The following is a 15,917-nucleotide window of genomic DNA, read 5'->3' on the forward strand; positions in this document are numbered from 1 at the left end:
ACATTAGCACATATTTCGGCAGTACCTGTGTTAAAGGTCAGCATTTCTGGCTTTTTCTACCATTTTTGACAAAAAGAGCCCTGAACCGTCTCTTTCAGGAGACACTGTTTCTGTTATCTTTTTATTGACAGATCAATCCTCCTGATTTACCTGACCGTAATATGCATTCGCACCATGCTTTCTGTAGTAATGCTTATCCTGCAGCTCCTGTGGTGCAGGCTTCACATTCGGGTTAATCAGTTCACATCGGGAAGCCATCTTGGCAACCTCCTCCAGAACCACTGCATTATGCACAGCCTCATGTGCATCTTTTCCCCAGGTAAAAGGTCCGTGGTTTTTGCAGAGAACTGCCGGAACAGCCTCGTAATCTTTATTCTTGAAATAATCAGCAATGAGGATACCTGTGTTCTCTTCATAAGCCTCTTCAATCTCGCGTTTGGTCAGGTTACGCACACACGGAACCTCCCCGTAGATATAATCTGCATGCGTAGTTCCATAGCATGGAATAGATCTTCCTGCCTGCGCCCAGCTTGTAGCCCAGGACGAATGGGTATGTACGATACCTCCGATGTTCAGAAATGCACGATAAAGAATCGCATGCGTAGGAGTATCAGACGACGGATTATATCTGCCCTCGACCTTATTTCCTTCCAGATCTACAACGACCATATCCTCCGGAGTCAGCTTCTCATACTCAACACCGCTCGGCTTGATAACAAAAAGCCCTTTTTCTCTGTCGATCCCGCTGACGTTTCCCCATGTAAAAGTAACAAGACCATATTTCGGCAAGTCCATATTTGCTCTGTAAACTTCTTCTTTTAATTTTTCCAGCATAGCGTTTCCTCCCTATATAGCTTATTTTGTAAATTCTACAATAGCGTAAAGCTCCTGATCCTCCGCATTAAGAATCACCATCACCTTATCCTCCGCCGCATATACCTCCGGAATGATCACATTTCCCAACAAAGCCTGACGCTTGTATTCAGCACGCAGCTGATGAACTACAAAATCCTCCGGCAGATAATCTGCTGCCATCCGGATATACTGGCAGTTATTTACGTGGTGATTAGTGTCCAGATGGTGCTTCTGCACGGAAAAAGCCTCCTGCTTCACGACTTCCTTCAGAAGCGCGATCTTCCTCGGTGCATAATCCATCTCCAGCTTTTCTCCCAAATTATACGGATCTGTATCCGCAGGTGTAAGCTTCTCCGGAAGCCCTGTCTCCGTGTTAATGTGTGACCAGTAGGAATTCGCCCAGGCCAAACGTTCGCCCTCTGCTGTCTCCAGGATAAAATTCCTCATTCCCATAAAACCACGGAAACTGTAAGGAATGGTTGTTACCTTTATATGTTCCCCAAGCTTCGGATATCGTTTCACAATAACCTGCCATGAAGAAAGCACCCACGCGCGCTTCCGGGCTTTTAATGCTTCCATTCCAAGTCCTGTTTCCTCAGACTCAAATGTACAGCAATCCTGAAAATAATCCAGAATCCCCGGCAATTCCAGGCATCCGTTCTCCCCGATCTCGCTGAACCTTACACGACTCTCAAAACTGTAACTCATAATGCCTCCCTGTCATACTGTCTGTGGTTCTATTGTACCACCTGGCGGGAGGAAACGCACTTGTTTTTTATAACGCACAAAAAAAGCACCTCATCTGAGGTGCTTAAGAAGCAGGGCTACAAGGATTCGAACCTTGAACTGACGGAGTCAGAGTCCGTTGCCTTACCGTTTGGCGATAGCCCTATGTTTTTGTTTTTCGCTTGCCTTATCGCTTGCGACGAATGATATTATATAACAGGTTTTTTAAAATTGCAACCCCTTTTTTGAATTTTTTTTAAAAAATTTTTATCATCCCTCGAAAAGCCTTATTTTATGCGGTTTTCGGCAGCTTTTCGAGGGTATATTTTTCTTATTTCACAGTCTTTATTTTATTTTTATACTGTTTTTATGCTCCCGCTTCTGCCCATACATATTTTCATCTGCCTCATGGATCAACTTTTCAAGCTTCACCGGGCTATGATTCTCAGGAATCTCTATGATTCCACAGCTGAAGCTTCTCTCATAAACTGTTTTATTCCTTTCGGAAAACTCCCTCTGGATATCTGCCATACGGTTCTGTGCATCCTCTCTGGCACAGCTTCTCAGCAAAATACAGAATTCATCTCCGCCGATCCTGGCAAAAATATCTTCTTCACGAATATTCTCTTTTACTACTCTGACAAAAAACTTCAGATATTCGTCACCCTCCAGATGCCCGAAATTATCATTGATATATTTCAGATGATCCAGATCACAATAACACAAAGCCAGCTGTTCTCCCGTATCCAAGATCTCATCAGCCTCTTCTCTCAGATAAAAACGATTTCCGATTCCGGTCAGCATATCCTGATATGCCTCTGCCCTCAGCTGCTCTTCCTTGGCTCTTACCTCCGTGACCTCCTGTACAATATGAACGTAAGACCATTCCCCCTGCCATTTCATTTTACCTGTTGTGATCTTATAAAAACGGTGATCGGAATCCTCAGCCTCCCATTTCCACTCATAAAGCTCTTTCCGGCGGTCATTCTTACGTCTCCCGTTCTCGATCTGACGCACCCACTTTTTATAGATTTCCCAGTTCCGTACTTCGTCCTCCGTCCGGCGGTTGCTGTACAGAAGATTCTGTCCGTCCAGACTGATCACAAGGATCTCTTCTTCACTTCGCGCGATCAGCTCCATGAGAAGCTGACTGTAGCTCTCCGCCATCTCCGCATGCTTTTTTTCTTTCTCGGCGATCAGTTTCAGGGAATTCTCTCTTTCACGCAGCTGCTCTGTCATGGTATTAAAAGCTTCTGAAAATTCACCCAGATAGGAAACCATCTGGGAATAGTCTCCTTTTGCCACCTGCTTGGCCTGCCAGGTCAGATGATTCAGATTGGCATGAATGTTCTTAAGATTCTCGCACAGAAAATTCTCTCTGGCAGGATTAAAGCTGGAAAGATCTCCTTTTGACAGGGCTGCCGAACACTGCTTCATCTCCTGAACCGCCTTGTCCAGATACTGCAGACCCATTCCAAGCTTCTGAAAAGGCTCGTCCAGACCTTCTACATCCAGAGGCTTCACCTTGGAGTCATATAGAATTGATCTCAGATATTCAAATAAAAGCTCGCAGTTTCTGTCTTCCATTCTCCAGCCCTCTATTTCCATCACTAATTATCCGCTGTTATTCTGCAGCTGCAAAAATCACTCTTCCACATTCGCGTGGAAACGGCAGACTCTGTCTCCGGTTGCCCAGCAGTCAACCTCCACTGCTGTGTATGTTTTTCCGGAATATACAGAGAGAATTCCCGCTATAAAACCTTCATCATAATTACATACAGTCTCTCCAAGCACCGGCAAGCCGGAGCAGTCAGCATCCTCTGCAACCGTCAGCACGATCCGCCCTGTTTCTTCATTAACGTCCTCAATACGCAGGACTCCTATTTTTAATTCTCTCAGCTTCTGCTGAAGCTCATTCACAAACTGATCCAGCGACACATCCAGATTCAGTATATTCCGGGCAAAATATTCTCCTGCCATCCGGCCTGCACTCCGGAAGATATCAATCTGAGTTTCTTTTCCAAAACGGTTCTTCAGTTCTTCCTTCAGGGAATATTCCAGCAGCCTGTACACCATCACCGGAAGCTCATCTCCCAGGTTTCCTCTGCTGTTTGTATCATATTTAAAGTAATCCTCGAACTGGATCTCTTTTATATCTTCCAGAAAAATATTGCTTCCCATTATATCCGCCCCTTTTTTGTCACATATATTTATAATACGCGATATGTTCTTTTCTGTCAATTTTCCACAGCTTTTTTCACAAGATTCACACATATTTTTTCGTTTTTTTATCCATTTTATCATATCTTATTATTGTAAAAAAAATTTTACAATCCTCTCCTTTGTGTTATAATAAGCATCATAAAGATTAGCGGAAACAACCGTGTTATTTTCCTCCGGTCACAATATCCGGAGGCACCTAAAGGAGAATAAAATGCGAGCAAATAACCTTACTCTGCTCACGGATCTCTATGAGCTTACCATGATGCAGGGCTATTTCAAAAATCCTACCAATCAGACTGTAATCTTCGATATGTTTTACCGCAATAACCCATGCGGCGGAGGTTTTGCCATCTGTGCAGGACTGGAGCAGATGATCGAGTATATCGAGAATCTTCGTTTTTCTGAGGACGATATCACCTATCTGAGAGGCCTGGGAATTTTTGAAGAAGATTTTCTTGAATATTTAAGTAATTTCAAATTCACCGGCGATATTTATGCAATTCCGGAAGGAACTGTTATCTTCCCGAGAGAACCTATGGTCAAGGTTATCGCACCGATCATGGAGGCTCAGCTTGTAGAGACAGCTATCCTCAACATCATGAACCATCAGAGTCTGATCGCAACCAAGGCTGCACGTGTATGCCACGCTGCCAAGGGTGATCCGATCATGGAGTTCGGTCTTCGTCGTGCCCAGGGTCCGGATGCCGGTATCTTCGGTGCCAGAGCCGCAGTAATCGGCGGATGTGCCGGTACTTCCAACGTACTGACCGGACAGATGTTTGATGTCCCTGTGCTTGGAACCCATGCTCATTCCTGGATCATGAGCTTCCCGGATGAGTATACAGCATTCAAGACCTACGCGAAACTTTATCCGAATTCCTGCACACTTCTGGTAGACACCTACGACGTGCTGAAATCCGGTGTTCCAAATGCAATCCGCGTATTCGAGGAAATGCGCGAGGAAGGTATCGAGCTGAAGCATTACGGAATCCGTATTGACAGCGGAGACCTTGCATACCTTTCCAAGGAAGCCTACAAGATGCTTGCAGCCGCAGGCTTTGACGATGCTACGATCTCCGCATCCAGTGACCTTGATGAGTATCTTATCGAGAGCCTGAAAGCTCAGGATGCCAAGATCAATTCCTGGGGTGTCGGAACCAAACTGATTACAGCCAATGACAACCCGGCTTTCGGCGGTGTATACAAACTTGCCGCTGTTAAAGATGCAGGAAGTGATACTTTTATCCCGAAAATCAAACTTTCCGAGAACACAGAGAAAGTTACCAACCCGGGCAACAAGACCGTATACCGTATCTACAGCAAGAATACAGGCAAGATCAAAGCTGATCTTATCTGTCTTGCAGACGAAAAATTCGATCCGGAGCAGACCATGGTCATCTTTGATCCGGTAGACACCTGGAAAAAGACCAAGGTTCTTGGCGGAACCTACGAACTTCGTGAGCTCCTTGTACCAGTGATCCGAAACGGAAAGAGCGTTTACAAGTCTCCGTCTGTTATGGAGCTTCGCGACTTCTGCAAGAAAGAGCAGGATACTCTGTGGGATGAATCCAGACGTTTTGTAAATCCGCAGAAGGTATATGTAGATCTCTCCCAGTCTCTCTTCGACATGAAAAAAGCTCTTCTTGAAGAGATGAGTGAAAAAGACCTAGAGCTTTAATTTCATCTGAAAATCATAAATCCCCTTTTCTTATCATAGGCTTATAGATAAGGAAAGGGGGTTTTTCATGCACAGAGAATTCTATACACGGCTGATCAGCAAAGAACATCCTCTGCCGGAAGCTTTTGTGCCGGAGCATCTCATTGATATCGGTCTTCCCTCTGAAGCCGCTCCCGGGAATCCGAAACGTCTGCTGGAATGTCAGGCAGCCAGGGCGGCTTCTCAGCTTTTTCACGCCTGCCACAAATCCGGACTGAATCTTTGGGCTGTATCCGGATATCGTTCCTGGAAGCGCCAGAAAGAGCTTGCCGATACGGGAAGCCCATTCGTAGCCGCACCTGGAACCAGTGAGCATCAGAGCGGTCTTGCTCTGGATGTATCCTGTCCGACCATACGCATGGAATTATGCGAAAATTTTTCCAGGACTGAGGAATATCGGTGGTTGAAACGAAATGCTTCCCTCTACGGTTTCATTCTCCGTTATCCCAGGACTAAAGAAGCAATTACCGGTATGCCTTTCGAACCCTGGCACATCCGTTATGTGACAAAACCTCTTGCCTCCTGGCTCACTATCACGAATCTCACTCTGGAAGAATACCACAGCTTTCCCCACCGCAGTTCACCGCCGCCGTAATTTTCCATCACTGTTCCATCTGGCGTCCCAGAAAATTCGCCGCAGTCCGCACAAGCGCACGCTCCTTGTCACCCAGCACAGTTTTTTCGTTTTTTGCGAGCAGGATCACCGAACCGATCGCATCACTGGCACACAGGATCGGCTGGATCATTTTTCCGGAGGCTTTCTCATTCGACCCGGAAGTCACAGGCACATTTTCCCTGCCTGCTGCGCGGATAGTTTTTTCTTCTCTTCCGGCAATCACCTCATCCAGTTGGGGACTGATCTCTTTTCCTGTAAGCTCTCTGCTACCGCTTCCCGCAGCTGCCACAACCACATCCCGGTCTGTGATACAGGCCGTCAGGCCGGTTGTCTGCGCCAGTGCTTCTACATATTCCTCCGCAAAAATATTCAGCTCCCCTATGGGCGAATATTTTTTCAGAATAATCTGTCCTTCGCGGTCTGTAAAAATCTCCAGCGGTGTTCCCTCTTTGATCCGCAATGTCTTTCGTATCTCTTTCGGAATCACCACCCGGCCCAGATCATCGATCCTGCGAACAATTCCAGTTGCTTTCATCTTATACTTTTCCTCCTGCATATTTTTTATCTGACTGCTGTATATGGATATTATGTGAAAAAATGGGAGAAATATGTACAGAAAAAAAGCCGGAAAGCTTATCACGCTTTCCGACTTATATTTTTGATGATCTCCAATGCTTCCGCATTGATTTCGCCTGGCACTGCTTCCGGCCGTGCCAGATAATAGCCCTGAAGCAAGTCTGCTCCAAGCTCAAGAACTGCTTTAAGCTCTTCCGGCGTTTCCACGCCCTCAGCTACAATATACATACCACGCTGATGAGCATAATCAACAATATTCGCCACGATCTGCCGCTTATCCGGATCTGTATCAATATCCCGGATAATGTCTTTATCAACCTTGATATACTGCGGTGAAATAGCAAGCAGACTTTTCTCACTGTTGTAACCGCTTCCGTAATCATCCAGTGCGATCGCACCCAGGAAACCTGACATATTTTTCTTCTCAAGAGCATCCATATTCAGGGATTCCTGCTCCGTGATCTCCAGAACCATCTGCGGTTTCAGTTCACCATACTGCTGATTGAACTCCCGGCATTCTTCATCTGTCATGCTCTCACTGGCAATGGAATTGACGAAAAGAAGCTCATCTCCTCTCACATCACCATTCTCCCGCAGCCTGCAATAGCCTTCAGCTGACTGGAAAAATGTAAGTCGCTCCAGCTCATGAAGACATTTCTCTTCTTTTGCCAGGCGGAGTACATCCTCCGGTGATTTCAGCATTGGCATATCAATATGCATCAGAGCTTCCAGCGCCCGTACCTTACCGTTAACTGCCGATACAATAGGCTGATAATAATATTTCACTTCTTCTCTTCGGATCAGCAGGCGGAACTGTTTCCTCTGCTGTTCTTCACTGGCAGTTCTGTTATAAAGATCCGGATCAAACTCCTGGATGTCTCCCTTGCTGGACTTCTTAACCTGATACATTGCAAAATCTGCGTATTTTTTCATCAGTTTCAGATCTCTGGTTGTTTCCGGATACCAGGAAACACCACCGGAAATACTCAGTTTCAGCTTCCGTCCACTTGGAAGTGTGATACTCTTCCTGTCAATCGCTGCCTTGATCTCTGCAATCACCTTACGGATCTCATCCTGACTGTCATAGCCATAGAAAAGAAGATTGAATTCATCTCCGGAGATTCGGGAACATATAGTTCCTTCCGGAGCATATTCCGCAAAGCCCCTTCCTGCTTCATGAATGTATCTGTCACCAAAATCATGACCGAAATTATCGTTCGTATATTTCAGGTTATCCATATCCACCATCAGAAATGCCGCATGTTTCAGCTTCTCCGGATGCTCACGGAACACCCTCTCACTTTCTCTCTGGAATGCCCGTCTGTTATAAAGTCCGGTAAGCGTATCGTAATCTCGCTCATGCTCAATGTTCATACGCTCCCTGGTGACCTTCGTCACATCTTCCACAAGACCGATCCGGCGGTTCATTTCCTTATTGATCTCCATTCGGACATATCGAATCTCACCATCTGCATGTTCGATACAGTATATCTTTGTACCGTCACCGCCGACCGTACTCGGACAGGTTCTGTCAAAATCCTGCATAAGCTTCACAAACTCATCTGCCCCGGAAATCTCCTGCGGATCACGCTTCATACCCAGCATGGAAAAGAAATTCTTCGTCATATAAACACTCTTTTTATCGGTCCGGACCTCGAAGCCTCCCAGCTCCACACTGGCCATTTCCATGATCCTTAAAAACTTCGTGGAAACGGTAAGCATATCCTGATTCAGCTGCGTGATCGCTTCCGCAAAACGGTCCAGTTCCCGAATTCCGGTATTGGAAAATGTCAGGGAAGTACTGTGATTCTTCTGTGCTTCCTCTACCTCTGCCGAAAGCTTCCGGACTGGTCGTGCCAGGCGCAGGCTGACAACCAGACTGCTGAGGATTCCTACCAGCACTGTCATCAGTACTGCTATGATCATCACACGTAATACATATCTTGAGAATGAAAACAGCTGTTTATGCTCCACTGCGCCAATCAGTATCCACTGTTCCCCCGAAAAAGGAGCATTCCTATTGTACAGCTGAAGAGGCTTCATGGATATATAATATTCTTTTCCGGCCAGTTTCAGCTGGTAATCACCATATTCATTTTTTTCCAGTTTCAGTTTGCCATGCCTGAAACTTTTTACTGTAGAAATATCCTTTCCGCTGATTCCGGTCACTCCCTGAAGAATGATTTTTTCATCCTTCAGAGAAGATCCTGTATAAGCCAAGATATATGTACCGACACCATTATTCTGTAATTCTTCATAAGGCATCTGCATTTCCAGATATTCCGAAAGCATCTCCACACCTAGCACACCATATACAGTTCCATCCGAAAGGATCAGCGGAATCGAATATGCTATCGCAGGTCTGTCATCCCCGTTAAGCGTATACTGTTCTGTTGTCCAGTGACCATAATCCTCAGCATTAAGCTGGCCATGATCCGTATATGCTGCCTGAAATGCCGGATATATGATATCCTTTGTACTTTCTTCCGAAAGAGTCATATCGGTTTTCCAGCCTTTATCTGTGGATATGCCCATTGTTTTTACAAGCTCTACCGGCGATCTCTCCATCAGAAGATCTGCATTTCTGGAAGAAGGCTGAGAATCCGGATCCAGATCTCTTATGTACAATGCCGGTATGGCATCCTCCGGATTTTTCTCATCCAGATCTTCTGTATTAAATGCCAGAAAGATTCCTGTGACAGATCTTCTTCTCATTGCATTGAGCATATTGTCACTGACAACTTTCATCAGTTCAACATAATCGGTTCTGCTGCTTCCGATATTCTGTATGTCAAGATCTCCTGTATCGATCAGCTCCTGCGCCCTTTCATTGATCTTCCCTGAAAGATTTGCCAGATCCTGATTCGCTGTCAGAAGCATCTGCAGATAACTTTCTCTGTTATCCACCTGCTTTTCAAGAATGTCAACCGCATTCTGGTTAAGATGCTCACTCACACCGCTGATTCCCAGCGCAACCACCAGAAGCAGGATTTCTATCCCAAGCACCAGCAGCATAGCTACCAGAATAGTCCGAAAAATGGATTTCTCCTTTTTTTTCATGGTCAACAGTTCCTCCTTCCCGAAACTTCAGTCTGCGTTAACCCTCGTACGCCTGAAGCTCCGAAAGGATATTCTCATACCAGCTGTCAAAATATTCATCAGAAAGGAATTCTGCCTCTGCATCTTCTGCACTCTGTCCATCCGCAATGCGCTCTTCTACAGTAGCACGATCCTGCTGTGCAAGATCTCCAAATGAATTCTGCAATGTTGTTCTTGCATCATTTCCATTCTCAAACGCGTGCATGTAATACAGATCATTATTATTGATCTCATCAACAGATTTGGAAAGAATCTCTTCCATGGAGCTGTTGATATCTTTATCAACTGATTTGATCTTATCAATGCTGTTCGCTTCGTTTGTTACCGGCAGATATCCGGAGCCAACGGAAAACTCAATATTATTCTCCGGCTGGGTAAACCATTTCAGGAACTCCACACTTGCCTTGATCTCTTCCTCGGAGCCCTTTGTCACAACCATTCCGGCACCCTGCTGTACCGCATAGTTCTCTCCGTTCTTAAACTTCGGGCATGGCAGAACCTTCAGTGAAATATCATAAGAATTTCCGCTGTCATCACTTACCTGTATCGGGAAAAATGTAGCACTGGATGTAGAACCTACATAACCAAGCACGTTTCCTGTCTTCACGTCATCGCTGCGGAAACGTCCGGATGCTGAAAAGTAACCCTTTACATATGGAACATAATAATTATCCCAGAGCTTACGGATTACATCCTTGTCAAAATTCAGAGTCATTTTTCCATCTTTGACTTCAAAAATATCACAGCCAAGCTCTTTCGCTCCGACAAGAAAATAATTCGCCATTGCATCACGGCCGAATAATGCTTTTCCATCGTCTGGCTCCGGAGTCTGCTCATCTGTCCAGTTATAATATTTCTCAGCCGTATCAACAAGACCCTCTATCGTCTCAAGATCCTCATACTGCGCGCCGGTATCTCCTGCAAACTTTTGCCAGTCTGTATCATTAAGGAAAAGAAGCTCTGTTGACTTCGCAGTCGGGAAGATACGGATACTTCCATCATCCGTGAAATCTCCCTCTTTCAGATATTCTTCTACATATTCCTCTTTTTCTTTATCTGTCAGATAGCCAGAGAGATCCACCAGCATATCCTTCTGATTCATGGCATAGGCAGTATCTGAATAGGCAGAAAAAATATTCGGCACTTCCTCAGCTCCTACTTCTCCATTAGCAGCTGAAAGAACACTTGTCTCCAGATCTTCCGCTGTTCCGAGACTCTTGCCCTCTACGGTAATTCCCTCTTTTTTACCAACTGTTTCATTAAATTTCTCTGTCAGCCCGTTAAATGCATCAAGCTGATCTCCATTATAATATGTCCACACGGTAATTGTAATAGGATCTGACTTCTTTCCGGCGCATCCACTGAACAAGGATGCTGCCAGAGCTGTTCCTAACAGACAGAGCACTACTCTCTTGCGTGCCATAAAATACTCCCTTCCGGTCTGCATATTTCTCTGCAGTTATACTGTTTCTATATTATCACATGATAGACACATTATCAAAGAAAACCTTTACTTTCGAATTACTTCATTTTTCTTCCGGAACTGTAGATACATTATCGTATGCCTGCTGCAAAAATACCTCCTGGGAATTCAGCGGTGCATTATCAGACGGCTCGATCTTATAGTTGAAGGAGAAATAACCGGTGCTACCTCTGCCTCAAAATACCGTTCCAGATAATTGCGGTCTTCCTTTTCGATCTTATGGAAATTGAGCATATGAACACCGTATTCTCTGAGGCTGTCCATGATCTCTTCGTAAATCACATCTCTTTTTTGTTCTGGCAAGAATCGCATCCAGCTGCTCTGATAAATGGACGCAAAGGTTAATCGCTCACACAATGGATTCTCCGGATTTTCCGCCTCCTGTTTCTCCGTATCTTATCGCAATTTTACATATTAAGTATACTTTTCCAATGTTTATTTCAAAGCAAACTTCTGTTAAATCCGCATAAAATTTTCGCGAAAAAAGTTCTTGCATTTTCGCATAATAGTGGTATAGTATTCGTATACTTGATATGTAGTTTTGAATACTACTTCTCGTTTTATTAATTTCTATTTCGGTAATCAAAGTATTTTTCAGAGTTTCAGATTCGATACAGGAGGTGTTTTTCTATGAAATTTAAATTAAAAGATCCCGGAAGCGCGATCACTCATGGAATCGCCATGCTGCTTGCTGCAGCCGGCGCTGCTCCGCTGATCGTAAAGGCTGCAAGAAATGCCGATGTGCTTCATGTTTTTGCTGTGAGCGTTTTTATCCTGACTATGATCCTGCTTTATCTGGCCAGCACACTTTATCACTCGGTAGATTCCACCGCCAAGGTGAACCGCCGCCTGAAAAAAATGGATCACATGATGATCTTTGTCATGATCGCCGGCAGCTATACCCCTGTATGCCTCATCGTTCTTCATGGCCGCACCGGATATATTCTCTGCGCGCTTGTCTGGACCGTTGCCATTATCGGTATGATCCTCAAGGGCTGCTGGATCACCTGCCCGAAATGGATTTCTTCTGTAATCTATATCGGAATGGGCTGGCTGTGCGTACTCGCTTTCGTGCCGATCTTTCACAACCTGCCGCGTGCAGGTTTCGGCTGGCTCCTGGCCGGCGGCATCATCTATACCATCGGAGGTGTCATCTACGCACTGAAGCTGCCTATCTTCAATGCAAAACATAAAAATTTTGGATCTCATGAAGTATTTCATATTTTCGTAATGCTGGGAAGTATGTGCCATTTCGTTGTGATGTATTTCTTTGTTGCCGGAATGGGAATTCACTGAAATGAAAAATGCTGCAAGGTTATCTCTCCGATAGCCTTACAGCATTTTTTTATAGTGATCACCTCATTGTCTGACACAACTGTTATTTTAACAGAAAAAGATGTATACATTATTTTTGAACTTTAACCGTAACACTCTTTACTGCTCCTCCGGCAAGACGAATCGTAATCTTTGCAGTTCCTGTTTTTCTCTGTGCAGCCAGCTGGATTTTTCCGTCTTTTGTAAACTTTACGACTTTAACGATTCCTGTATTTCCGGATTGTACCTTTGTAACATAATCCCCTTTTGCCATTCCGGATACTTTCAGTTTACCTGTGGACTTTTTCGTCTTCAAAGTGATTGTATTATAGTTTACTTTCATCACAGATTTTAACTTGTTTCCAGAATCCTTAGTCTGTACACTTTTGCACAATGTACAGTATCTCTGCTGCTTTGCAGGTTTTAATACTGTTGCACCGGAAATTTTTTTCCATTTGCTCCATTTATGTGAAAGTTTTTCAATGACTTTGCCTTTTGTAAGTAATTTGCCACAATTTTTGCAGTACACATCTCCAGTATAACCCTTTTCTTTGCAGGTTGCTTTTTTGGCAAGCTTTGTAATTTTTTCATGCTTTGTTTCCAGAATACTGAGATAAAAAGAATTGTCATCTACAGTTGTAATAACATATTTTTTTCCTTTTTCCAGTTTTGATTTTACAACTTTGTACGAGCCATAATCATTTTTTTCTCTGTCTACAAATCCCAGAGAATATCTTCCTGGTTCCCATTCATTCACTTCCCAGAACCACATATTACTATCTCCGGTATAAGTAATCGTATATTCTGCTGTTCTTGAAGGTATAACTGTATAACGTATATTTTTCTTAATCTGATATTTTTTATTTATTTCTGCCCTGGGCATTTCAGCGAGCCCGTTCACTTGTATTTTGTCTGTAAAAGTTTTTTTATTGCCTTCTGCATCAGTTACATAATAGCTGAATACATATGTCCATCCCTTAACATTAACAGTTCTTTTTCTGCTAAAAGAATAATAGTAAGTGTTTCCATATTTATCATTATACTTTGTGTTTTCATTATGTAAATCTATAGTTTCAGTTCTTGTTGTTCCATCTTTATATGTGATTTTCACACTGATGTCTTCATCCAAAAAAGTGAACACATCATAGTACTTCTTCTTAATTAAAGCAATTTTTACAATACCGTTCTTACTTTTTGGAGTCTCCTTCGCCATCTGGATTTCATTCACTTCAGAAACTTCTTCTGATGTGAAATCAGCTCCGTGAACAAGTAAACCGGTACCTTCAACATTCGTTACCACAAGAGCTATCGCCAGCAGTAATGTTAAACATTTCTTTTTCATATGCAAAAAACCTCCTTGTTTTTTCTGATTTTATCATTTTGTTTTGCAGCCCGTCAATATTTCTATAGCAATCCAACAAATTCAAAGCTTCATCAATTCCAATTTCTTCTCTCTGGACAGCTGCTTGATCCGATATTCCCGGCTCATAGCTTCTTCCCTTGTTGAAAAGCCTTCATAATATACCAGTTTTACAGGACGTTTCGCGCGGGTGTATTTTGCACCCGCTTTTCCCTCGTTATGCGCCTTCATGCGCTTCTCCAGGCAGTTTGTCCACCCAGTGTAAAGTGTGCCGTCTGCACATTGTACGATGTATGTATAGTTCATAGCAGTCTCCTCTTCTGTAAAAATCGCCGCCGGTAAATTCCTGATCCGTAACACGCAGCTCCACCATTTCTATGTAAAGACAGCTGCCACACTTCCCTAACAGCTGTCCTTCTATTCTCAAGCAGCCGAAGTAATCGTAATTCACTTATCATACAGAAACATTCCGTATACCAGGTCAGCTACCATGAAAACTTTTTCCATAACCCCTCTGACCACATAATAAAGATAAAGCAGGCTGGGATTCCGGCTGCGGATTTTCCCACCTGATTTATTATACGTTTATTTCTGTTTTCTGTGAATTATGTTATACTGAATTTATACAGATTTTCAAGGGAGGCATTTTTATGTATGAAAAAGGAATTGTTTTTAATGCTCTGCCCTATTCCATATGGTGTTTCTATTTCAGCCGCCAGGTTTTGAAGGAACGGACCACTCCGGCCAGGACACTGCTCATTACAGTCATCACCTTTGCAGTCATCATTTTCGCCGGAAGACAGATTCTTCCCAGAACCATTCCAGTATTTATTTTTGTTCACTCAGCCATCAATATGAAGAAGCCGCCATTTGTCTCGAAGCATTGACCTCCCACTTTCAAAAAGAACGCTTTCATCCAATCTGCAGCGACAACCTGATCAACGCAATTCTTGACAGCAAGCGCCAGATTGCTACCCGGTACAATATCCGGACTTCATTTCAGCTTCTGCTTCCGGAAAACTCTGCTATCGAAAACAGTGATCTCAGCAGCATATTCTTCAACCTGATGGATAACGGCATCGAAGCCTGCCGTGCTTCCAATTCCCCCGACCCGTTTATCCAGATTACAGCAAAGCCGACCGCCAATTTCCTTACGATCCATATGCTCAACAGCAAGAATCCGCCCAAAAATTCAACCGCAAAACAAGCAAGGCCAATTCCTGGTCTCATGGTTTCGGCCTTGCTATCATTGAAGAAATTGCATCCAGATACGACGGCAGCTGCCAGTGGCTCGATAAGGGTGTTTTTCTACATTCTTATTTTCTTTGCACCTGAGAATGGTGTATAATATTTTTTATTTCCAATAATCTTATATGCTCTTACTTTATAGTAATAATTGCGGTTTGTTGTCAGATTCCTGTCAATACATGTGATCCCGGAAACTGTTTTTACTCTTCTATAGGTTCCTCTTAAGGATGTACTTCTGTACACCTCATATCCCCTGACTCCTCCAATTCTCTTCCAGGCCAGCTTGAGATTTCTTCTTGAAAGTTTTCTGGCACCGGTGATTCTTGTTGCGTATGTGAGAGTACCTGTGATTTTTACGGTAAACGCCTTGGTCTTTTTTTCGTTATAAAAGCAATTATAAATCTCATGCAGATTAATGTAATACCCACCCTTATGCAGATTCATTTTTTTAGTATATACGCTTTGAGCAGTATTACGGCTATAGTTCCACCCATCACCCAGAAACTGTATTCTCTGTCCATTGCTATTATAAATATTTATCCAATCAAAATGTTTTGTACCTTTTTCCATTCCATAATTTTTCCTCCCTTGTTTCATAATATTTGTTATTTACAGATAATTTTACAAAATTCATCTATCCATTTCAACATTTCTGCACCAACAGCACGTTATCTGTAATCAACAGCATATTGCATTTATA

16 protein-coding genes and 1 tRNA gene are annotated in these 15,917 nt (G+C 43.5%); 5 read left to right on the forward strand and 12 right to left on the reverse strand.

Annotated features, from left to right (window positions below):
• Positions 1-132: 132 nt before the first annotated feature.
• From WMO28_RS13860 to WMO28_RS13880, 5 genes are all read right to left on the reverse strand, one after another.
• Positions 133-834, reverse strand: a complete 702-nt coding sequence (locus WMO28_RS13860) for an L-ribulose-5-phosphate 4-epimerase (RefSeq protein ID WP_349057352.1) — start codon at positions 832-834, stop codon at positions 133-135.
• A 21-nt stretch (positions 835-855) separates the two neighbouring features.
• Positions 856-1,563 carry an acyl-[acyl-carrier-protein] thioesterase gene (locus WMO28_RS13865; RefSeq protein ID WP_349057353.1) on the reverse strand — a complete coding sequence of 236 codons (708 nt, stop codon included), beginning with the start codon at positions 1,561-1,563 and terminating at the stop codon, positions 856-858.
• A gap of 111 nt (positions 1,564-1,674) precedes the next feature.
• Positions 1,675-1,746: transfer RNA gene (locus WMO28_RS13870), tRNA-Gln, on the reverse strand.
• A gap of 180 nt (positions 1,747-1,926) precedes the next feature.
• The gene (locus tag WMO28_RS13875) at positions 1,927-3,168 is read right to left on the reverse strand and encodes a sensor domain-containing diguanylate cyclase (protein ID WP_349057355.1); all 1,242 of its coding nucleotides are present in this window, start codon (positions 3,166-3,168) and stop codon (positions 1,927-1,929) included.
• A gap of 57 nt (positions 3,169-3,225) precedes the next feature.
• A complete protein-coding gene (locus tag WMO28_RS13880; protein ID WP_178641535.1) occupies positions 3,226-3,762 on the reverse strand; it encodes a V4R domain-containing protein in 537 nt (178 codons plus the stop codon).
• 253 nt (positions 3,763-4,015) lie between these two features.
• Between WMO28_RS13880 and WMO28_RS13885 the strand changes: the two genes are divergently transcribed.
• The gene (locus WMO28_RS13885; RefSeq protein ID WP_178645106.1) at positions 4,016-5,482 is read left to right on the forward strand and encodes a nicotinate phosphoribosyltransferase; all 1,467 of its coding nucleotides are present in this window, start codon (positions 4,016-4,018) and stop codon (positions 5,480-5,482) included.
• A 67-nt stretch (positions 5,483-5,549) separates the two neighbouring features.
• Positions 5,550-6,116, forward strand: a complete 567-nt coding sequence (locus tag WMO28_RS13890; protein WP_178645107.1) for a D-alanyl-D-alanine carboxypeptidase family protein — start codon at positions 5,550-5,552, stop codon at positions 6,114-6,116.
• Positions 6,117-6,123: 7 nt separating this feature from the next.
• On the opposite strand, the gene WMO28_RS13895 is transcribed toward WMO28_RS13890, so the two are convergent.
• From WMO28_RS13895 to WMO28_RS13910, 4 genes are all read right to left on the reverse strand, one after another.
• A complete protein-coding gene (locus WMO28_RS13895) occupies positions 6,124-6,672 on the reverse strand; it encodes a stage V sporulation T C-terminal domain-containing protein (RefSeq protein ID WP_178645108.1) in 549 nt (182 codons plus the stop codon).
• Positions 6,673-6,773: 101 nt separating this feature from the next.
• On the reverse strand, positions 6,774-9,773 hold the full coding sequence (locus WMO28_RS13900) for an EAL domain-containing protein (RefSeq protein ID WP_349057356.1): 3,000 nt from the start codon (positions 9,771-9,773) through the stop codon (positions 6,774-6,776).
• A gap of 37 nt (positions 9,774-9,810) precedes the next feature.
• A complete protein-coding gene (locus WMO28_RS13905; RefSeq protein WP_349057358.1) occupies positions 9,811-11,235 on the reverse strand; it encodes an extracellular solute-binding protein in 1,425 nt (474 codons plus the stop codon).
• Positions 11,236-11,403: 168 nt separating this feature from the next.
• Positions 11,404-11,598 (reverse strand): hypothetical protein, encoded by a 195-nt coding sequence (locus tag WMO28_RS13910; protein ID WP_349057359.1) that lies wholly within the window; start codon positions 11,596-11,598, stop codon positions 11,404-11,406.
• A 327-nt stretch (positions 11,599-11,925) separates the two neighbouring features.
• On the opposite strand from WMO28_RS13910, the gene trhA reads away from it, so the two are divergent.
• On the forward strand, positions 11,926-12,591 hold the full coding sequence (gene trhA, locus WMO28_RS13915; protein WP_349057360.1) for a PAQR family membrane homeostasis protein TrhA: 666 nt from the start codon (positions 11,926-11,928) through the stop codon (positions 12,589-12,591).
• 109 nt (positions 12,592-12,700) lie between these two features.
• Here the strand turns inward: trhA and WMO28_RS13920 are convergent, their stop codons facing one another.
• Both WMO28_RS13920 and WMO28_RS13925 read right to left on the reverse strand, forming a co-directional pair.
• Complete coding sequence (locus WMO28_RS13920) at positions 12,701-13,951, reverse strand: hypothetical protein (protein WP_349057361.1); 1,251 nt, start codon at positions 13,949-13,951, stop codon at positions 12,701-12,703.
• 81 nt (positions 13,952-14,032) lie between these two features.
• Positions 14,033-14,275 carry a GIY-YIG nuclease family protein gene (locus WMO28_RS13925; protein ID WP_178644483.1) on the reverse strand — a complete coding sequence of 81 codons (243 nt, stop codon included), beginning with the start codon at positions 14,273-14,275 and terminating at the stop codon, positions 14,033-14,035.
• Positions 14,276-14,619: 344 nt separating this feature from the next.
• Between WMO28_RS13925 and WMO28_RS13930 the strand changes: the two genes are divergently transcribed.
• Both WMO28_RS13930 and WMO28_RS17115 read left to right on the forward strand, forming a co-directional pair.
• Positions 14,620-14,856, forward strand: coding sequence for a hypothetical protein (locus tag WMO28_RS13930; protein WP_349057362.1), 237 nt, complete (start codon positions 14,620-14,622; stop codon positions 14,854-14,856).
• 179 nt (positions 14,857-15,035) lie between these two features.
• Positions 15,036-15,317 carry a hypothetical protein gene (locus tag WMO28_RS17115; RefSeq protein ID WP_494337493.1) on the forward strand — a complete coding sequence of 94 codons (282 nt, stop codon included), beginning with the start codon at positions 15,036-15,038 and terminating at the stop codon, positions 15,315-15,317.
• Here the strand turns inward: WMO28_RS17115 and WMO28_RS13940 are convergent.
• Positions 15,278-15,787, reverse strand: coding sequence for a fibronectin type III domain-containing protein (locus WMO28_RS13940; protein ID WP_349057364.1), 510 nt, complete (start codon positions 15,785-15,787; stop codon positions 15,278-15,280). The genes WMO28_RS17115 and WMO28_RS13940 overlap by 40 nt on opposite strands.
• Between the last annotated feature and the right edge of the window lie 130 nt (positions 15,788-15,917).

The sequence above is a fragment of the Blautia aquisgranensis genome, assembly GCF_040096615.1.
GTDB classification, from domain to species: Bacteria; Bacillota; Clostridia; order Lachnospirales; family Lachnospiraceae; genus Blautia_A; species Blautia_A aquisgranensis.